The 20,544-nt window shown below is 36.5% G+C and carries 18 protein-coding genes, 1 tRNA gene and 1 pseudogene; 16 read left to right on the top strand and 4 right to left on the bottom strand.

Annotated elements, in window-relative coordinates; genetic code table 11:
• Positions 1-153 precede the first annotated feature (153 nt).
• From AAGD84_RS00480 to radA, 10 genes and pseudogenes are all read left to right on the top strand, one after another.
• Positions 154-774 (top strand): ribonuclease D, encoded by a 621-nt coding sequence (locus tag AAGD84_RS00480; protein WP_264722875.1) that lies wholly within the window; start codon positions 154-156, stop codon positions 772-774.
• Between the two features lie 116 nt (positions 775-890).
• Entirely contained in the window at positions 891-1,214 is a 324-nt protein-coding gene (gene trxA, locus AAGD84_RS00475) for a thioredoxin (RefSeq protein WP_006279168.1), read from the top strand.
• Positions 1,215-1,256: 42 nt separating this feature from the next.
• Positions 1,257-1,333 (top strand) — tRNA-Ile (locus AAGD84_RS00470).
• A gap of 78 nt (positions 1,334-1,411) precedes the next feature.
• Positions 1,412-2,068: a CADD family putative folate metabolism protein gene (locus AAGD84_RS00465; protein WP_265038212.1), complete on the top strand. Its 657-nt coding sequence runs from the start codon at positions 1,412-1,414 to the stop codon at positions 2,066-2,068.
• A 39-nt stretch (positions 2,069-2,107) separates the two neighbouring features.
• Positions 2,108-2,494: a dihydroneopterin aldolase gene (locus AAGD84_RS00460; protein WP_264722868.1), complete on the top strand. Its 387-nt coding sequence runs from the start codon at positions 2,108-2,110 to the stop codon at positions 2,492-2,494.
• Positions 2,491-3,771, top strand: coding sequence for a dihydropteroate synthase (folP, locus tag AAGD84_RS00455; RefSeq protein WP_341818029.1), 1,281 nt, complete (start codon positions 2,491-2,493; stop codon positions 3,769-3,771). Before AAGD84_RS00460 ends, folP begins: the two co-directional genes overlap by 4 nt.
• Positions 3,768-4,247 (top strand): dihydrofolate reductase, encoded by a 480-nt coding sequence (locus AAGD84_RS00450; RefSeq protein WP_341818028.1) that lies wholly within the window; start codon positions 3,768-3,770, stop codon positions 4,245-4,247. Before folP ends, AAGD84_RS00450 begins: the two co-directional genes overlap by 4 nt.
• Position 4,248: 1 nt before the next feature.
• Positions 4,249-4,986, top strand: coding sequence for a putative folate metabolism gamma-glutamate ligase (locus AAGD84_RS00445; RefSeq protein WP_264705944.1), 738 nt, complete (start codon positions 4,249-4,251; stop codon positions 4,984-4,986).
• Between the two features lie 116 nt (positions 4,987-5,102).
• Positions 5,103-6,091, top strand: a pseudogene (locus AAGD84_RS00440) (IS630 family transposase).
• A gap of 909 nt (positions 6,092-7,000) precedes the next feature.
• Positions 7,001-8,344: a DNA repair protein RadA gene (gene radA / locus AAGD84_RS00435; RefSeq protein ID WP_265038219.1), complete on the top strand. Its 1,344-nt coding sequence runs from the start codon at positions 7,001-7,003 to the stop codon at positions 8,342-8,344.
• Here radA and ftsY read toward each other — a convergent pair.
• Complete coding sequence (ftsY, locus tag AAGD84_RS00430) at positions 8,331-9,242, bottom strand: signal recognition particle-docking protein FtsY (RefSeq protein ID WP_264722862.1); 912 nt, start codon at positions 9,240-9,242, stop codon at positions 8,331-8,333. The genes radA and ftsY overlap by 14 nt on opposite strands.
• 178 nt (positions 9,243-9,420) lie before the next feature.
• Between ftsY and iscU the strand changes: the two genes are divergently transcribed.
• The 4 genes from iscU to AAGD84_RS00410 are packed head-to-tail and all read left to right on the top strand — an operon-like array spanning position 9,421 to position 12,623.
• Positions 9,421-9,804, top strand: coding sequence for a Fe-S cluster assembly scaffold IscU (gene iscU / locus AAGD84_RS00425; RefSeq protein WP_151808025.1), 384 nt, complete (start codon positions 9,421-9,423; stop codon positions 9,802-9,804).
• 12 nt (positions 9,805-9,816) lie between these two features.
• Positions 9,817-10,230 carry a HesB/IscA family protein gene (locus tag AAGD84_RS00420; protein ID WP_007548854.1) on the top strand — a complete coding sequence of 138 codons (414 nt, stop codon included), beginning with the start codon at positions 9,817-9,819 and terminating at the stop codon, positions 10,228-10,230.
• Positions 10,223-10,681 carry an iron-sulfur cluster co-chaperone HscB C-terminal domain-containing protein gene (locus tag AAGD84_RS00415; protein ID WP_319803697.1) on the top strand — a complete coding sequence of 153 codons (459 nt, stop codon included), beginning with the start codon at positions 10,223-10,225 and terminating at the stop codon, positions 10,679-10,681. The genes AAGD84_RS00420 and AAGD84_RS00415 overlap by 8 nt, the downstream gene beginning before the upstream one ends.
• Positions 10,659-12,623: an Hsp70 family protein gene (locus AAGD84_RS00410; protein ID WP_264722860.1), complete on the top strand. Its 1,965-nt coding sequence runs from the start codon at positions 10,659-10,661 to the stop codon at positions 12,621-12,623. Before AAGD84_RS00415 ends, AAGD84_RS00410 begins: the two co-directional genes overlap by 23 nt.
• Before the next feature lie 7 nt (positions 12,624-12,630).
• Here the strand turns inward: AAGD84_RS00410 and lepB are convergent, their stop codons facing one another.
• The 3 genes from lepB to AAGD84_RS00395 all read right to left on the bottom strand — a co-directional run bounded on the left by lepB (position 12,631) and on the right by AAGD84_RS00395 (position 16,435).
• Positions 12,631-13,377 carry a signal peptidase I gene (gene lepB / locus AAGD84_RS00405; RefSeq protein ID WP_010962911.1) on the bottom strand — a complete coding sequence of 249 codons (747 nt, stop codon included), beginning with the start codon at positions 13,375-13,377 and terminating at the stop codon, positions 12,631-12,633.
• Between the two features lie 941 nt (positions 13,378-14,318).
• On the bottom strand, positions 14,319-15,206 hold the full coding sequence (locus AAGD84_RS00400) for an aspartate carbamoyltransferase catalytic subunit (RefSeq protein ID WP_264722858.1): 888 nt from the start codon (positions 15,204-15,206) through the stop codon (positions 14,319-14,321).
• A 203-nt stretch (positions 15,207-15,409) separates the two neighbouring features.
• A complete protein-coding gene (locus AAGD84_RS00395) occupies positions 15,410-16,435 on the bottom strand; it encodes an extracellular solute-binding protein (protein WP_264722857.1) in 1,026 nt (341 codons plus the stop codon).
• Between the two features lie 892 nt (positions 16,436-17,327).
• Between AAGD84_RS00395 and ltrA (AAGD84_RS00390) the strand changes: the two genes are divergently transcribed.
• Positions 17,328-19,586 (top strand): group II intron reverse transcriptase/maturase, encoded by a 2,259-nt coding sequence (gene ltrA, locus AAGD84_RS00390; RefSeq protein WP_341817974.1) that lies wholly within the window; start codon positions 17,328-17,330, stop codon positions 19,584-19,586.
• Positions 19,571-20,542, top strand: a complete 972-nt coding sequence (gene ltrA / locus AAGD84_RS00385) for a group II intron reverse transcriptase/maturase (protein WP_341817975.1) — start codon at positions 19,571-19,573, stop codon at positions 20,540-20,542. The genes ltrA (AAGD84_RS00390) and ltrA (AAGD84_RS00385) overlap by 16 nt, the downstream gene beginning before the upstream one ends.
• Positions 20,543-20,544: the final 2 nt, after the last annotated feature.

Below are 20,544 nucleotides of genomic sequence, written 5' to 3'. Positions count from 1 at the left end.
TACTTAATTATAGGCATATACAGCGATTTGTAAACCCCGTGTACATGAAAAATGTGAGAGCCCATAAATTTGCGTGGTTCCTTCTATGATCTTTTCGTATACTTAAGGCTTATTTTTGATTATCATAAGTTTTTAATTATTCCACAAAGCTTTATGGGAATATTTTTATATAAAGACGACTTGCCAGCTAGTTCAATACCAGATGATATAAGGTCTATAGCTGTTGATACCGAGGCAATGGGGCTACTTCATAGCAGAGATAGATTATGCCTTGTGCAGCTCTCTTTTAATGATGGCAACGCTCACTTAGTTCAACTCAAGAACGATTATACAGCGCCAAATTTGAGAAAAATATTAGAGGATAAAAATATAACTAAAATATTTCACTTCGCGCGATTTGATGTGAGCATAATACGTTATTACTTGGAAACTTGGGCACTTCCGTGCTATTGCACAAAGATAGCTTCACGTTTAGTTCGCACTTACACAGATAATCATAGCTTAAAAGAGTTGTGCTTAGAGCTGCTTGATACCAAACTAAATAAGCAGCAGCAATCTTCTGATTGGGGAAATGAAAATTTGACAGACAAGCAAAAAAGTTATGCTGCATCTGATGTTTTGTATCTCCACAGGATAAAGGAAAAGCTAGATTTAATGTTGGAACGTGAAAATAGAAAAGAATTGGTCCAAAAGTGCTTTGAATTTCTTCCTACTCGTATTGAGTTGGATTTAATGGGTTGGGAAAACGTGGATATCTTTAACCACCAGATGTAATAGAAGTTTTTTGTTTGTGCAAAACACTCTAGGGCAATTTTTCAAGCTCTGCGGTAAGAATTTAGTTGATTAGTTGCTAATAGATACGCTATATTTTACAAAAATTTAGGTATTTTATGAGTGATGATATTACATCGGTAAATGATCAAAATTTCAAATCTGAAGTCACTGACTATAAAGGGTTTGTTCTGATAGACTTTTGGGCAGAATGGTGTGGGCCATGTAAAAGTCTAATGCCACGTATCGAACAATTGGCTAAAGACAGGAAAGGCAAGATTAAGATCTGCAAATTCGACATAGATGAAGGGACTGAAGTGCCGAGTAAGTATGGAGTGCAATCTATACCCACTTTAATCATATTTCAAGATGGTAAGGAAATTGCACGCAAAATTGGTGCAACAAATGATTTGTCAAGTTGGGTTGATAGTGAAATAAGCTAATAGACAAATTTGCTTTTGTGTGTATTATAAATATTGATAAAAGGGATTGTAGCTCAGTCGGTTAGAGCAGTTCGCTCATAACGAATTGGTCGTAGGTTCGAGTCCTACCAATCCCACCATTGTATTGATCTTAGCATGATCGTAACAATGAGAAAACTATAGTATATGAACTATATATTAATGTAATGGGGGAAATGATGGAATTTACTAAGTCTCTAAATAACAAGTTAGATGAATTGCACTTACTAAATCATCCATTCTACCAGTCATGGAATGAAGGAAAATTGAGCCTTGAAGCTCTACAAACCTACGCTAAGGAATATTATCACCACGTTGCTGCGTTTCCTCGTTATATCAGTGGTATACATTTTCTGTGCCCAGATCTAAAAATGCGACAGGTTTTGCTTGGTAATTTGATAGAAGAAGAACAAGGTGATGAAAATCATCCAGAGTTATGGAAGCGTTTTGCTGAAGGACTTGGAGTAGCACGGTCTGATCTTCTTGAAGATGCACAAGTTAAGGAGACACAAGAATTAGTTGACGGTTACTTTGATATTGTACGATCAGATTTTGCTTCCGGTTTGGGTGCACTTTATGCTTATGAACGTCAAACTCCAGAGGTTTCTAAGTCTAAAATTGAAGGTTTAAAAAAACACTATTCAATAAGTGATGAGCGTTCTCTTCAATTTTTTACGGTCCATATGCATGCTGATGAATGGCATTCTGAGGAATGTGCAAATCTTATTGAAGATCTAGATGAAAAAGAGCAAGATAAAGTTATGCAGGGTGCTCAAAAGGGAGCAAGGCTCTTGTGGGGTTTTCTTGATGGAATGATGAATGCTAGCGTGTGTTAGTAGTTGTAAGTAGCTTAAACTCAGTGATGTTGGAATGCAATGTTTGCATGTAATCTTCTTATATCTGACTTACGGCTTTGGGTTCATTTAGGCTATAGTGCAGAAGAGAAGTATCATTCTCAATTAGTTAGTGTTAATATTGATTTTACCTTTAAATCCCCCCCTTTAGGACTTACAACTGACCGGCTTGAGGATACTATATGCTACTTGGAGGTAGTTCAGAGTATTCAATCTCTCGTTCAAAGCAAGCAATTCAACTTAATCGAGCATTTAACTCATGATATATACAGGACCATTAATAACCTTGTGATGCAAAAAAAGCTTATTATTTCTTCTATAGGCGTAACTATTCACAAAGTTGCACCACCTGTCCCCAGTGTGCATGGAGGTGTTTTCTTTACTTATCGTAATGCGTTGCAAGAATGATTTACATTTCTATTGGCTCAAATATGGGGAATCGCTTTTCCCATTTACAAAAGGCTGCTCAGTTACTGCAGGAACGCTATTTTAAAAATTTAAAATCTTCAATTATTCTGGAAACTAAGGCTATTTTACCAAATGATGCTCCACCTGGGTGGGACAGGCCATTTCTAAATATGGTTGTGTATGGAAGTTGTTCTTCTTCTCCTGAAGAGCTGTTAAAGGGCCTTAAACAAATTGAATGTGACATTGGCCGTCTGCAGGTCTATGAAAAATGGGCACCTCGCGTTATTGATTTGGATATTTTGTTATGGGATGACCTGACACTTGATACACCCTACCTTAAGATTCCTCACCCAGAATTGATAAACAGACCATTTTTGCTTCACTTGATGACAATGCTGAACCCTATGGCAGTAGTTAACAAAACGTTTGGTACTGTTAACCCTAACATTAAGGATTGCTTTTTAAGGAGTTTTACGCTTTCACCAGAGCTTATAGGTATTGTCAATATTACTCCTGATTCATTTTCAGATGGTGGTCTTTATTATGATGCAGATCAAGCAACCAAGCAGGCACTGCGGCTGTTATCAGATGGTGCAAGCATAGTTGAACTTGGTGCTCAATCAACAAGACCTGGCTCCTCAATACAAACTCCAAAAGCAGAGTATGCAAGCTTAAAACCAGTACTTGATGACCTTAATCAATATATGAAAGTTGGTGACATTAAAGTCAGCATTGATAGTTTCTGGCCAGATGTTATTTTGAACGTTTTGGAGCACTACAACATTGCCTGGGTAAACGATCAGAAGGGAGATCTAGATGATAATACCTTAAAAGCGATTGCTAGCAGTGGATGTAGTATCGTTATTATGCATTCACTCTCCATACCACCATATAGTGACAACATTATCCCAAGTGACATTGATCCAATTGATACCATAAATAATTGGGCAGAAAGGAACATTAATAGATTACTAGCTCTAGGTTTTGATCAAAGCTCGATCATTATTGATCCTGGTATTGGTTTTGGCAAATCTCTATATCAGAATATCTGGATTTTACGCAATATAGAAGCATTGCAAAGTTTTGGCTGCAAAGTTCTGGTTGGTCATTCTAGAAAGTCATTTATTTCTTCTTTTTCTATAGAACCTGTCTTTAACCGAGATTTAGAAACAATTGCTTTATCATCTGCATTGCACAACAAGGTTGATTTCCTTCGAGTGCATAATGTGCGTGATCACATGCGATTCTTTGTAGCTCAAGCTGCTTTACAGGGATGATAGTTATCGGAATTATGGCTGTTGATCCCAAGGGGGTAATTGGAATAAATAATGGATTGCCCTGGCATTATCCAAGTGAGTTAGATCATTTTCGTCAGGTGACTGACAAACAAGTTATTGTTATGGGAAGAAAAACATTTGAAACTATGTCTCAAAACATATTAAAGGATTGTATCCCTGTTGTTTTTTCTCGTGACAAATTAAATTCTTGTTTTAACAGAGGAGTAAAATGCACTATTATTTCTTCTATGCAAGAGTTTTTGTCAATCCAAAGTAATTCTAAAGTCTTCATGATTGGTGGAGCACAAATAGCGCATCTTTTTTTGGAGTATGATCTAATCTCAGAATTTATCATAACAGAAATTCACAAACCCTATAAAGGTGATGTATATTTCAACTTAACACTTCTTGATGGATGGCATAAAACTATTCTCACCAAAACGAAAGATTATACTATATGTAGGCTAATACGTTAATATGCATGTTAAAGCAATTTATACCCACCGCATTGAATGTGGGGAAGTATTAGAGCAGGTTCTTGATCGCTATGTTTCAGAGTTGCTAGGAGAGGAAGTTGTTCTTGCTATCACATCAAAAATCATTTCTATTTGTCAAAAACAAGTGGTTTGCAAAACTGCTTGTTCTAAAGAAGAGCTAATCAAAAGAGAAGCTGATGCAATTGTTGATGTAGACCATAATTCTTACGGCATCTATTTAACAATCAAAGACAATATCTTAATTCCATCTGCTGGTATTGATGAATCAAATGGTAATGAAATGTATATTTTATACCCAAAGGATGTTCAGAAAACAGCTCTATCAATATGGAACTATCTCAAGACAAAACACTGCATAAAACATCTTGGTATTTTGATTACAGATAGTAACATAACACCTATGCGCCTTGGGGTTACGGGCGTTGCTCTTGGTTGGTGTGGATTTGAACCATTTTATTCCTATATAGGCAAGCCAGATCTTTATGATCAACCACTGCAAGTAACACAAGTCAATCTTCTTGATGCGCTGGCAACGTCTGCTGTTTTAGTTATGGGAGAAGGGGCGGAGCAAACACCAATGGCAATAATTAGTGGCGCACCAAAGATTCACTTTCTTACTCGTCCGCCAACTACAGAAGAAGAAAAAAGTGTGAAGATATCTATGGAAGAGGACCTTTACTCTCCTCTCCTCATGCGAGCCCGCTGGTTAAAGAGTTAAAGAGGAACTTAAAAATTTGCTATTAGACTTCTTATACCAATTCCCGCTACACAAGTAACGGATAGACAATAATAGAAAAAAAGCCATACTGAAGTAAGTAAAGTAGCGAGGTTTAAATGGCATTAAGATCAAAATTATTGGATGAAAAAGTGGTGGAATCAGCAAAAGAAATGCTGAAGAAAGTAAGAAATAACGCATATGTTGCAAAAAAACTAAATGCTGTAATTGCAGCAAAAAAGCACAGTATAACAGCCGTAGCAAAGATATGCTGCATTTCAAGAAAGGCACTTACTGCATGACCTAAAATTTGGCAGAGAAGAAAAATTATTTGCTCCGCCTCAACGCCGTAGAAAAACTATATTGAATCAAAGTCAACGTGAACAAGTTGAGGTGTGGATAGAGGAAAACCCCAATATTACTATAAAAGAAATGAAAATAAGAATTCAAGAAAAGTTTGGTTTGAATATCAGCAAATCTACAGTACACCGTAATATGCAAAGAATGAAATTCTCATATATCACACCAAGACCAGTGCATAACGGACAAGATAAAAGTAAACAAGAGGAATTTAAAAAAAAATCTTAATGAAACTATTGTCATGTATCCTGAAAAAGAGCTATTTTTCTTCGATGAATCGGGGTTTGGCACACATTCAAAGATTGGACACGGGTGGTTTAAAAAAGGCATTAGGACACAGGTTAAGGTAAAACTAGGTAGGCAAAATTTTTATCTCTATAGTGCAGTTAATCCCAGAAATGGAGAAAGTTCTAGCTCAAACGTCAATACTGATTGTATGAATATATTCCTTGAGCAGATGTCACAATATTTAGCAACAAGGGAGGCATTTCTTATCATGGATTGTGCTAGTTGGCATAAGTCAAAAAATTTAAAAGTACCTAAAAATATCGACATTATATACCTACCACCATACTCACCTGACCTCAATCCTGTTGAGAGGTTTTGGTTATATATAAAACAGAACATTTTGCGTAACAAAATCTACGACACAATTGCTTTGCTTGAGAGCGCTTTGTGCAAATTTATTACCTCTCTTTCTCACTCCACAATTAAAAAACTCTGCAATGCCGCTTATTTGATTCGTTAGTAATGAGAATTGGTATTACATAACCATATAACATTGGGAATAGAAACAAAAAACTTACTTGACACCCTTCGCCAGCCCCCTTATCATAAAATTGAAGCTATTGTATTTGCTTTCGCCAATCTGCAGATTAAAAGGTAAGGATTACTTAATGTATCGGCGTCTTATGTTTAATTTTTTGCAGTACATAGATACTGTATGTCTTTACAAAACTTCATCTACATCTAGATTTTTATCTAAATAAGCTGAACGCGCTTATAAAGCGTTACAAGACATCAAAAAATGCCAATACTCGACAGAGATAGTAAAAGACTAGCTAACTCGGGGATTCTTTGTCTTTTTTTCTGCTTAGTAAACTTCTTAAACATTTGCAGCGTAAGTTAGTTGCAATTAAAAGCAGCTTAATCTTGCTTGTCAAGCGTTTAAAACATAAAAAACGCCAATATTTTAAAGCGGATAATAACCCCAGGGCTTCTTTTGCCTTTTTTTTCATTTGGTAAATTTCTTAACGTTTGTAGCTAAACGACAACCGTCATCCCGCTACGTGTTAGCGGCTAAGAGATACCGCGGCGGTATGACGGTTTGCGGCGGCATGACCTCGTCATTCCCCTACGTGTTAGCGGGATCTAGAGATACCGTGACGGTATGACGGTTCGCGCGGTGGCATGACCTCGTCATCCCGCTACGTGTTAGCGGGATCTATGCTTTGAGATACCGCGAATGAATCGCGGTATGACGGTTCGCGGCGGCGTGACGATAAGCTCGTCATCCCGCTACTTGTTAGCGGGATCTAGAGATACCGCGAATGAATCGCGGTATGACATAGGGAACCCTTTCTTGGGTTAGCTATAGATTTACTTCGCATATTCAGCTAATTTTTATTACAATTACAACAAAATAATTTTGGCTTTGATGAAAACTGTATATGTATGTCAATCCTGTGGTCACAGCACTGGTAGGTGGGTAGGGAAGTGTATTGCATGTGACAATTGGGATACAGTTGTTGAGGAAATAGCAGTAAAAACGGGCAAAAGAAGTATATCTGCGCCAATTTTAATAAAGACGTTATCGGGTAGCGAAATTATCACTCCAAGTCGTTTTTTAACAGGAATAGAAGAATTAGATAGAGTTTTTGGTGGGGGTATCGTTCAAGGTGCTAGCATTTTAATTGGTGGCGAACCTGGAATTGGGAAATCTACCCTTTTGCTTAGAATTGCAGCTAATGTTGTGCAACTTTCCTCTTTTGAATGTCTTTATGTATCCGGCGAGGAATCTTTAGAGCAAGTGAGCCTCAGAGCAAAGCGTCTTAAGATAAATGAACCTAAAATTAAGCTTTTGTCTACAGTGTCTTTAACTGATGTAGTAGCAACAATAAAGGAAAACAAAAGTATTAAATTCTTAGTAATTGACTCTATACAAACAATGTATGATAGCAGAATTACATCAGCACCAGGAACTGTAACTCAGGTCCGCACTTGCGCACATGAATTAACCATTCTTGCGAAACAATATGGTATTTCCCTCTTAATAGTTGGCCATATAACTAAGGATGGACAAATAGCTGGACCTAAAACTTTGGAGCATATGGTGGATACGGTATTATATTTTGAAGGTGAAAATAGCAATCAATACCGCATTTTACGTACTATTAAAAATAGATTTGGCCCTGCAAATGAAATTGGTGTTTTTGAGATGTCTGAAGCAGGACTTGTGCCTGTTGATAACCCATCATCATTGTTTCTGATGGCCCATGACAGAGAAGTAGTTGGCAGCGCCGTATTTGCAGGAATTGAAGGTTCAAGACCAATTTTAATGGAAGTGCAAGCATTAATAGCAGGGACTAATATGGCAACCCCAAGAAGGGCAGTAGTTGGGTGGGATATTAATCGATTGGCTATGATCATTGCGGTGCTAAATGCTCGTTGCAAAATGTTTTTGCATGATAAAGAGGTATACCTAAACATTGCAGGGGGACTCAAAATACAGGAACCATCGGCTGATCTTGCTGTTGCTGCTTCCCTTATTTCAAGTGTAGTAAATTTACCGCTGCCAACTTCTTCAATAATCTGCGGTGAAGTTGCACTTTCAGGAGAAATTAGGAACATCTCGCATGCTGATCTCAGACTAAAAGAAGCACAAAAGTTAGGATTCAAAAAAGCAATTATGCCTAAAAATGGCAATTATTCTTCTCATGATATTGAAATAATCAAGCTTGGTCACGTAAGGGAATTAAGAGAAGTCTTTAATTACAATTAAATAACGCTTCAGCAAATTCTTTGCTAGTAAACTCCCTTAAGTCCTCTATACTTTCGCCAATTCCTATAGCATATAACTTTATCTTATAGGCTTCTGCGAGTCCAATTACCACTCCACCCTTAGCAGTGCCATCTAGCTTTGTTACGATTAGCCCGGTAACATTAACCATTTTGCTAAATGCTTCTAATTGGCTATAAGCATTTTGGCCGGTAGTTGCATCAAGAACTAAAATAACGTCATGAGGGGCAGTGTCATCCAATTTCTTTATCGTTCTATATATTTTTGATAACTCCTCCATAAGGTTCACATTATTTTGCAGCCTTCCTGCTGTGTCAATTAGAACAACATCAATGTTATCTTTTATAGCTTGACTTACAGCTCTATATGCCACACTTGCAGAGTCGCTACCGTACTCTCCAGTAACAATTAAGCAATCAGAACGTTCTGCCCAAATGTTTAATTGCTCACTAGCAGCAGCTCTAAATGTATCGCATGCAACAAGCATAACGGATTTTCCCATCTCCTTATATTTATATGCGAGCTTACCTATAGTTGTGGTTTTACCGTTACCGTTTACTCCGCATACCATTATTATATGTGGTTTTTTATTTAAAATTAACGGCTGTACAACTGGGCTCAATATAGCTTCTATTTCGTTCATTAACTGCTGCGAGATAATATTATGTTCAACTTCCTTGTCAAACTTGATGCTTGTGAGCCTGTCAATAATCAACTTGGAAGTTTTATGACCAATGTCCATGCTAATTAGCAATTCTTCTAGCTCATCTAAAAGCGACTGATCTAATTTTTTTTTGCCAGAAAAAATACTTTTCACCCCGTCGCTAAAGCGAGAAGAAGTTTTTAACAAGCCTTTATAAAGGTTACCAAATAAACTCAAGAGAATACTCCTTTTTAATTACAATATAGAGAATGACATGCACTACATGTATTTGTAAAGTAAATACACTCGTAACCCATATATTTTGTGAGTAAAATATACTGTTTGCTAGTGTATTTTACTTTAGTTTTTAACCTAAATATGTTATAATGTAGAATAGCGGTTCACAGGTAATTTTATGAGTTATAATGAGAAAATTTTAGATCATTACGAAAATCCAAGGAATGTTGGCTCTCTGGATAAAAATGATCCAAGTGTTGGCACTGGTCTAGTTGGTGCACCATCGTGCGGTGATGTAATGAAATTGCAGATAAAGGTCAATGACAAAGGTGTTATTGAAGATGCAAAATTTAAAACTTTTGGTTGTGGTTCTGCCATTGCTTCAAGTTCCTTGTTAACAGAGATGATAAAGGGAAGAACCATCAGTGACGTTACACAGATAAAGAATACTCAAATAGTGGAAGAGTTGTCTTTACCTCCAGTGAAGATACACTGTTCGGTACTTGCTGAAGATGCTATAAAGGCTGCTATTCATGACTATCAAAGTAAACAAAAGAATTAAGAAGCTACGAACATGGGTGAATATCAAGAAGTAGGCGGAGGTGAAACTGTAAAAAAGAATAAAAAACTTATCACTATAACTGCGGAAGCAGTAGAAAGGATAAGGTATTTATTGGACCAAAAGAAGCATACTAACCTTGAGAAACCGGAAGAAGCAATAGGAATAAGAGTGCTAATTAAGCAAAAAGGATGTTCTGGTTTAAAATATGACATTGAATATGCATATGATACTCGTCCTTTAGAGTCGATAATTGAGGAAAACTGTAGTGATGGCCAAAAAGTTAAAGTGTTGATCGACCCAAAATCCGTCATGTTTATTCTTGGCTCTGAAATGGATTATGTAGAAGAAAAATTTTCATCGGGTTTTGTTTTCAAAAATCCTAATGAGAAAGGAAAATGTGGTTGTGGAGAGAGTTTTCATGTCTAGCAACTATTTTGCATTGTTTGAAATTGAACCAGCTTTCAATATCAGCTTTGATGAGTTAGAGAAAAAATATATTGAGCTAAGCAGGACTGATATAAATGAAAGACAGTCCCAAAACATGGAAAATATTAACAGAGCTTATCAGATACTAAAGTCACCGCTAAAACGTGCTGAGCATTTGCTGGATTTTTTTAATGTGAAAAGCCAAAAGGACTACTTAAATTCTGAAATATTAAGTGAATCAATGGAAATAAGAGAGTACTTACTAGACTGCGACGATCTACAATTTGCAAGCAGGATGATTGATGAAAAAATAAAAGGTTGCATTAAAAACCTAATTAACACTTTTGCTGTAAAGAATTTTGATGGAGCTGCTACACAAGTCTTAAGATTGAAATATTTATATAAGTCATTTGAGGAGGTGAAAAAGAATGCAACCAATTCAAATTTCTGAACCAAATTCAAGTGAAGTAGTTTTTGGTATAGACCTTGGCACCACCAATTCTTTGATTGCTATGGTGAATAAAGCTGGCAATGTGGAGATATTTAAAGATAAACAGGGAAGAGAGCTACTGCCTTCTGTTATTTCGTATGAAAATAATACATTGAAAACTGGCTGTGACGTCGGTCAAAATGCAATCTACTCAATAAAGCGTTTAATGGGTAAAAGTGTTGAAGAATTAAATAAAGAAGGCGTCAATTTTGAAATAGATCATGAAAGCGAAAAAGTTATTAGAATAAAATGCGCAGAGGAAAAGTATCTTACTCCTATTGAGATTTCTGCTGAGATATTAAAAGCTTTATGTGAGAGGGTAAAAAAGTCTAAGGGACTGGAAGTAAAAAAAGCAGTGATTACTGTGCCAGCTTACTTTGACGATTCAGCACGTAACGCAACTAAATATGCGGCAAAATTAGCTGGAATAGAAGTTCTTCGCCTCGTTAACGAGCCAACCGCTGCAGCGCTTTCTTACTCCATTGAAAAGAACAATAGCAGTGGAATATATGCAGTGTATGACCTTGGTGGTGGAACATTTGATATTTCGATATTGAAATTGCATCAAGGAGTGTTTCAAGTTCTTGCAGTTGGTGGTGACACCAAACTCGGCGGTGATGATTTTGATCATTTGCTGAGTTCAATTGTGATTGATAAGTATAGAGAGAAAGTATCAAATATCATTCCAGCGCTTGACGCGCAACTGTACGAACGTTGTGATGTAAGTATGATTTCCATTAAGAAAGATGTCATCCAGTGCCCTGACTACTTGGATCCAGAAAATTTAATTGCAAATGAGCACACCAGGCAATTGTATAGTAAGAACTGGATTCCAGTTTCAAGCACTGGAATGACACCACCTGCTGCGCAAACTACCTGCAAATTGCAACCTGAAGCGCGTGACGCTGGAATCTACAATATGCGTACTGTGAAGGAATATCTGAGCAAAAACACCTCAGGCATTTTTGAATTCAGCATTAACGGCAAGCCATTTGAATGTGAAATTACCAGAGAAGAATTCGAGCAGGCAATCAGTTCTTTGGTCAATAAGACTATCAATATAGTCACTCGTACTATAAGCGATATAGATCTTAAAATTGACGATATAAAAGGAGTAATTTTAGTTGGTGGTGCAACTAGAACACCATTGGTTCAAAATTCACTAGTCAAACTCTTTGGAAATAAAGTACTAAATGACGTGGATCCAGATAAAGCAGTTGCCATTGGGGCAGCTCTGCAGGCTCATGATTTAACTTCGAGCTCAAAAGATAGGAATATTCTCCTGGATGTTCTACCTTTATCACTTGGCATAGAAACTATGGGAGGCATAGTTGAAAAAATCATACCAAGAAATACGCCACTACCAGTTTCAGAGATAAAAGAGTTTACAACTTATGTTGATAGGCAAACAGCAATGAAAATTCACGTTTGTCAGGGAGAACGTGAAATGATAGAGGATAACAAATCTCTAGCGCAGTTTGAACTAAAAGGTATACCGCCACTGCCTGCAGGTTCTGCAAGAGTTGAAATAGAATTCATAGTTAACGTTGACGGAATCTTGACTGTTACTGCAAGAGAAAAAACTACTGGAATCGAGCAGACAGTTGAAGTAAATTCAAGTTTTGGCTTGAGTGAAGCTGATGTTCAAAATATGGTTAACCAGTCAATAAACAGCTTTGATGAAGATATGAAGGCTCGTTCCCTTGCAGGTGCTAAAATTAATGGAAATAAACTCATACACTTGGTTGAAAACAATAATAACTTTTCCACTGATCAAAAGTTGAAAAACCTATTACAAAATGCAAAAAAAGCTTTACAAGGCAATGACTTGAATGAAATTAACAACACTATCGCCGAGTTAGAAAATTCTTCTTTAGAGTTGTGTGAATTAACAAATAGGTAGAAAAAGCTTACACAACCTTGTGCAATACCCTATTTAATCTCAAAGCAACAGGTAATCTGAAATTAAATGGTAACCAATCGACCTTTCCCAATTTAAACGATAAACCAACTATGCTTACACGCCCAATGATATTTTCCATTGGTACAAAACCAACTTCAGGAAACCTACTATCTAAAGAATTATTTCTATTGTCTCCCATAACAAAAAATTGATCGTTAGGTACATAATAAACCGGAGTATTATATGATAGCTTATTAGAAATGTCATCTACCAAAATCTCATGTTCCTTGCCACTTAAAAGCGTTTCTATATATCTTGGTATGTTACGATTTGACTCATAATCAAAAAAACTTTCAATTTGCCTTCGCTCTACTTTCTGATCATTTAGGTATAATTCTCCCTCTATCATTTGCACTTTGTCACCTGGTGTTCCTATTACTCGCTTAACAAACCTGATGCTGTCATTTCTTGTGGGTTTGAAAACTACTATGTCGCCACGCTTTGGAGGGGTGTAAAAAATCCTGCCGCTAAAAATGTTTGGAGAAAATGGAAAGGAGTGTTTACTGTAACCGTATGAATATTTACTAGTAAAAATGTAATCCCCTTCAAGTAGGGTGCTTTTCATTGAACCAGAAGGTATATGAAATGGCTCGAATAAAAAACTACGTATTGATAGCGCAATCAACAGTAAAAAAAACAATGAAGATAAAAATCTTCCCGTTCTTATCACCCAGTTTTTGCTTAGTTCTTCCAACTTTGTTTTTCTTATAAATTAAGCTTATTATAATACATAAATTAAAAAATGGTAATATGAAATTTTACTTGTGAATGTTATTCCTCTATTCAAAACAATTTTGAAAAGGCGGTTCATTTCTTTCAACGGTGTCATCCAAGTAGCGTGACACATAACTGTACGAACATTGCAATTTGCAGGTGGCAGATGAAAGTAGCTGATGCACATCTGTACGAACATTTGCTTTTGTTAAGGTAATATGGTGTTATGAAAGTAGCTGACACTGGAATGGCTTTGTTGCATCGCTACTTATGAAAGGCTAACTATAGTTAGGATTATAAGCAACCTATTGAAAATCTTGTTTTTTTGCAATCAATCTGATCAAATTTAAGAATAGTAATTTGTTATTTATATTAATAAATTTAATTCTATTGAAAATAGCTAAAGCATTGAAATTCTTGAATTTTAGCCGGATTGGTAAATGGTAGTGAAATTTCTTTTACTCAAATTTAGGTATTCATTGACCGTTCTTGTTATAAATACCAGAATAATAAGCTACTGATATTCCCTATCTTTTTTATCTTTAATCCATCATAGCTAGCGATGCAACAAAGCCCACTGGAATCCAGGTTGTAACCGTTCACGGATTGTGAGAATGAATAAAGAACTAAGCAGTCGTAACTTTTGGAAGGGATTTTGGCCATTGAGACGTGATGTCAAAAATATCGACAACATTCTTTCCACAAATCTTTCTCCATGTTCCGACCAGGTGAAAAAGCTGTTTTTACGATAGCCGTCTAATTTGCCGTTCTGCAAGGTTGTTGATTGACTTCAGGCTTTCGTAAAAACTTCCACACCATATCCTCGGCCTTAACATCTTAATGGCCATTCTCAAACCATTTACAAGCCTTGTCATTTCATGCCCCCCCCTTTTTGCATTAGTTGTGTAGCATCTTTTAATATTAGCAAGGCCTATAATAGTGCAACACTGCCTTACGTATTGCCAATCCAAATTCTACTTGCTGTAAAATAACACAATCTGCTACATCACTGCTAATCTCAATCCCTCTGTTTATTGGCCCTGGGTGCATAACAATCGCATCTGGTTTTGCGTATGATAGCTTTTGTGAATCAAGTCCATACAAATGAAAATATTCTTTCTCTGAAAAACTATTATTCATGCGCTCTCTCTGCAGCCTTAAAAGCATAATTACATCAGCATCTTTTATACCTTCAATTAATGAATAATGGACTGAATCTACTTCAGGAAAATGCTTACAAATTAAAGTTGGTGGTGCGACCAAGCTTATCTCTGCTCCAAACATTTTTAGCAACCTTATATTTGACCTTGCAACTCTGCTGTGCAGAATATCTCCACATATCACAACTTTGAGATCCTTTATTTGCTTTTTATGACTGCTGATTACAAGATAGTCTGCAAGAGCTTGAGTTGGATGTTCACTGCTTCCATCGCCTGCGTTGATTAGCGAGCAGTTAACATACTTTGCCAGTGTATTAATGATACCACTACTTTTATGCCTGATTATTATGTAATCAGGATTCATTGCATTTAATGTTTTGATCATGTCTTTTAGATCTTCTCCCTTGTTAATAGAAGAAGATCTTATTGGCAAAGTTACAACATTTGCTCCAAGGCTTTTTGCTGCTATTTCAAAAGACGCAAGTGTACGCGTTGAATCTTCAAAGAATAAATTTATTACTGTCTTATTTTCCAAGATATGACCATTTGTAACTTCTTTTTTAAGGTACTGGTTGGCCAACTTAGTTATATTTTCTACATCATCGACTGTAAGGTCTGAGATGTTTAACAAATTCCTTCTCTTGTTCATAGTTTCCTTTTCAACTACTTGAACCTATTCTACTTTCTTATTACCTTTTTTCAATAGACTTCTTGTGCAGCAATTGTTTTGGTGAAAGAACGGAAAAAGATAGTAAAGTCAAAATTAAGTTAGAAGGAAGAAAAAGTTCAGCGAGTCAAGAGTAAGGTATATTAGCATAAATCTTTCATCCCAATGTTTAGTGGCGCTGGGGATTACTTCCACTTACACTCATCCGCTATCATAACAGCCTCAAAAAGATGCTTCTCAAGTTCACTTAGAGGCAAATCACTTTGTGAATAATTTCCCCAAGATTTTAGTATATCGGAAGTTTCAACGCCTTCAATAATAGGATATTCTTGGTTTTTTTTAGCGTATAACTCTTGAGCCTGCTTGCTTACTAAAAATTCCAATAAGACTATAGCATTTTCCCTGTTTTTTGCGTTTTTTGTTACTGCTGCACCACTGATGTTTACCATTACACCGTGATCGTTGCGATTAGGAAAAAAAGCCCCTAGCTTGTCTGCAACATTCTTTTTATTTTCTGATGAAAGAATTCTCGCAAAGTAGTAGCTGTTTACTATTGCAACATCTCCCTCACCCGCTGCTACGGCGTAAATTTGATCAGTATCACCACCACTTGGTTTTCTTGCCATATTGCTCACAATTCCGCTTACCCATTCTTTCGTCTTTTCAAAACCATTATTTGCAATCATAAAAGCAATTAACGATCTGTTATATGGACTTGTAGAAGAACGCACTAATATTTTTCCTTTCCATTTTTCATTTGCTAAATCTTCATAAGTACTTAAGTCCTTAGGGTCTACTGACTCTTTATTGTAAACCAATATCCTAGCTCTTTTTGTAAGACCAAACCAATAATCTTCACTGTCTCTAAATCTTGCAGGTATAACACTTTTTAAAACCTCTGAATCTACTTGAGATAAAAGTCTTCTTTTTTTTGCTAGAATTAAGTTGATTGCATCAGCAGTCAAAAATAAGTCAGCTTCACCACCGTTTTCCATTCGTGAAAGTAGCTGAGAATAATCATCAATGATGTAACGTACTTTAATACCTGTATTTTTCGTGAATTCATCAAACAAAGTACGTACTAATTCTTCTTTGCGCGATGAATAAACATTTACCACTTGTGAGTCATTAGTTCCGTCGTTTCTGTATAAATAAGTAATAACTATCAATATAATTGCTATTAAGGATGTGAATATAAAGGCTTTTTTCATATTGGATAAAAAATAACTTCTTTCAGTTAAAGTTACCAAGATGGTACAACTTTAGCAAGTGCAAAGTTCGTTAGATAAATCATAAAAACTTTCTTGACACCCTTCGCCAGCCCCCTTATCATGAAACTGAAGGTATTCAGTTATCTTCATCTGTGCAGATTAAACAGCAAGAAAACAACGTAGTTGGCGTCTTATTTTTAATTTTTTGCACTATGTGCACCTTATGTCTTCACAATATTTCTAGGTTTTTACCTAATATAAGCTGAAATGCGCTATTTAAAACATTAAAAAACGCCAACTTAAAAAATGGATAGTGAATAACTAGCTACCCTAGGGTTTCTTTTGCCTTTTTTTCTGTTTAGTAAATTATATCCGTTCAGCGGAGTGGTAGAATAAGGTAGACAAAGCAAGATAATAAAGATAATCATAGAGCAAAAGTGAGTGTGCGATCCGATGTCATGAAATCATGATGGTTAAATTCCATCCACCATAACATCTGGTTGAAATCATAGTTCACATTTTAGGAAATTGGCAATTTTCTAGGGTGCAAGCATGAACTAAAAGGGAGTAATATTAAACCTTATAATAAATCCTCTCGAGAAGAGTTAGATATGGTTACGAAAGAAACTTATGTTTGAATTGTCGTCATTGCAAATATGCGAAAAAAAAGGTTGATACGCATAAACCAAAAGGTACAGAGAATGGATGATTAAAATGCTCACGTTTAATCAAGATGTTTCCGATCTCTCGGCAAAAAGTAAGAACCTAAATCCAACACGAAATGGTTTCATGGAACGGAGTAACCACATGGAAGCTCTTGTTAATCTTTATAAGAGTAACAAGCAGGTAGCCAACCGCAAGTCTCTGTGTGGAGGGATTGTTTAAGAAGCTAATGCCTAGGGTAATGTCTAGGATATGCAGACGTGGACACTGTAATTTGGAAGGTAAAGTTGTAAATAGTAGTGAATATGTTATGAGCCAACAAAATGTTAGGTATGAATGGAATGAAATTCCTTGGCGCAAGCTAGAGAAATTTTCGTTTAAGCTACAAAAACGAATTTACCGAGCTTCACAATGTAATGATATCAAAAAGATGCACAATCTTCAGAGATTATTACTCAAATCAACAAGTGCAAGAACGATAGCAGTTAGAAGGGTAACTCAGGACAACAGAGGGAAAAAAACTGCAGGTATTGATGGAAAAGCTAACCTTAGTCAAAAAGAAAGATTGCAATTGGCAAACTCCTTAGATATAAGGGAGAAAGCAAAGCCATCAAGACGCATTTGGATTTCAAAACCTGGAAAGAATGAGAAACGCCCATTGGGGATACCCACTATATCGTGTCGAGCAAAACAAACACTTGTAAAAATGGCTTTAGAACCTGAGTGGGAGGCAAAATTTGAGCCAAACACTTATGGTTTTAGACCTGGTAGATCATGTCATGATGCCATTGAAGCAATATTTCAAGCGTTGAGTCGAAAGACAGCATTCATCTTAGATGCTGATATATCTGGGTGCTTTGACAATATTAACCATAATAAACTACTTGAAAAGCTCAATACCACACCAACGTTAAAGAAAATATTAAGAGGGTGGTTGAAAGCAGGTGTTATGGAAAATAGAATATATAAACCAACTGAAAGTGGTACTATCCAAGGAGGAACAATTTCTCCATTGCTCGCCTGTATCGCTCTAAATGGTTTAGAAAGCTATTTAAAAGAAACAATGGCAGATCAGATAAGAAGCTATAGAAAAGAAAAACTTGGTAGATCATGTAGAGAAAAGGCAAAAAGATCACTCAGCATAATTACTTATGCCGATGACTTTGTGGTATTTCATGAAAGTAAGCAAATTGTGCTTAAGGCAGAGATTTTAATTAAGGAATGGTTAAAAACCATTGGATTAGAATTAAAGTCATCAAAGACAAAAATTTCTCATTCATTGAATCCTCTAAAGGAAAAAAAACCAGGCTTTGATTTTCTTGGATTTACAATACGACAGCATACAGTAAAACAAGGTAAGAAAACATACAAGTTACTAATAAAACCGAGCCGCAACTCTATAAAACGATATACATTAACCGCTAAGTACAAACTTAAAGAAATGTGTGGAGCACCACAAGAAGCTATTATAAAAAACCTAAATCCACTTATTAGAGGATGGTGTCAGTATTATACTTCAGTGATTTCAAGGAAAGTCTTCGAGTTACTAGATAGCGTTATGTTTAGAAAACTATGGAAATGGGCAGTACGTAAACATACAAATAAAGGCAAATACTGGATAAAGAGGAAATACTTTAAAAGGTATAAGAATGATAATTGGAGGTTTATGACAAGTAATGGAAAATATCTTATCAAACATGGAGACCATGCTATTAAGCGGCATATCAAAGTGAGAGGAGCAAAATCTCCATATGATGGAGACTGGATATATTGGAGCAGTCGTAGAGTACCAGATAAGTCACTAAGAGTGATAAAATTACTGAAGATGCAACAGGGTAAATGTAATTATTGTCAGCTATATTTTAGGTCAGAGGACATAATTGAAGTGCATCATCAAGACAAAAATAGGAACAATAATACCATAGGAAATTTGTCTTTATTGCACGGGCATTGCCAAGGTGCGCCAAGGTGCGCCAAGGTGCGCCAAGAAGTGCTTGGAGAACAGTTGGTGAAAATCCAACACAAACAAAGTCTAGCCAACAGTTTGGAACAGACCACTATGTTGCATGAGGTAACGAGTGTAATAGAGCTAGTGGGATGGACAATGCAGGGCACAACGGAAGTGAAGGAGTGGAGTCCCGAAATACCTGAAGACATAGAGGTCGACATGTTCATGGCCATGGAAGACAGCATGAAGGATAACGTAAAGGCAAGTTATCACTCACTCTATCGGGATCTGAGACCGTGCCATGTATTGAAATGGACTTCAAGTGAACTTGGGAGATCCCATGCATTCCTATTAAGGTACGTTGGAACAAGTCAACAAAGGCAAGAACTAGCGGAAGATGCAGGGGAAGTCGGACTGATTGATAGTACTCAGAATGTGGGAAAGCCACGTACAAGGGGAAGCGATCAGCAATATAGTAACTGGAATAGGGATTGCTATGCCAATACAACGGAGGTAGGAATAACATGCGATATAAACTAAACCAGATAGCAGTAAGAGCAAAGCAAGATAAGCGACTAAAATTCACATCGTTAGTCCATCTGATAAATACAGAGAATCTTGCGAGATGTTATAAAGAACTGAAGCGTAACAAGGCTTGTGGAGTAGACCAGATAACAGTGGAATCATACGGAGAAAATCTGAATGAGAAACTCGAAGTGCTAGTAGAAAGTATGAAGAGGAAGCAATATCAACCACAACCAGTAAAGAGGGTATATATACCGAAAGCTGGAAGTAAAGAGAAACGCGGACTCGGAATACCATCGACCGAGGATAAATTAGTACAGATTATGCTGAAGAAGATATTAGAAAATATTTACGAGGCAAACTTTCTGGACAGCTCATATGGATTTCGACCAGGAAGAAACTGTCATCAAGCGGTAAATGCACTAGATAAAGCAGTTATGTACAAGCCAATAAACTACATTGTAGAAGTGGATATCAAGAAGTTCTACGATAATATACAGCATAAATGGCTAATGAGGTGTCTAAGGGAACGAATAACTGACCCAAATTTGCTGTGGTTAGTAAAGCGGTTTCTCAAGGCAGGGATAGTCGAAGCTGGAAATTATGAAGCAACAAAACAAGGTACACCACAAGGCGGTATAGTAAGTCCTGTATTAGCAAATATATACTTACATTATGTGTTGGATTTATGGATAGAAAAGAAATTTAAACCAAGATCCAGAGGATATATACAAGTAATAAGGTTTTGCGATGATTTTGTGGTTTGTTGCGAAAGTAAGGTAGACGCGGAAGAATTTCTGGAATTACTGAAACAAAGGCTAAATAAATTTGGGTTGGAAGTATCTGAAAACAAGACCAGAGTAGTAAAGTTTGGCAAGAGGGAGTGGCAACGAGCGATAAGAGAGAAACGAAGGACGGAAATTCAATTTTCTGGGGTTTACGCACTATGGTGCAAAAAGTTGTCGTGGTAGAT

Origin of the sequence: Wolbachia endosymbiont (group A) of Andrena fulva (assembly GCF_964026815.1) — a bacterium.
Taxonomy (GTDB): domain Bacteria; phylum Pseudomonadota; class Alphaproteobacteria; order Rickettsiales; family Anaplasmataceae; genus Wolbachia; species Wolbachia pipientis.
This window is presented reverse-complemented; position numbering and strand designations above follow the sequence as displayed.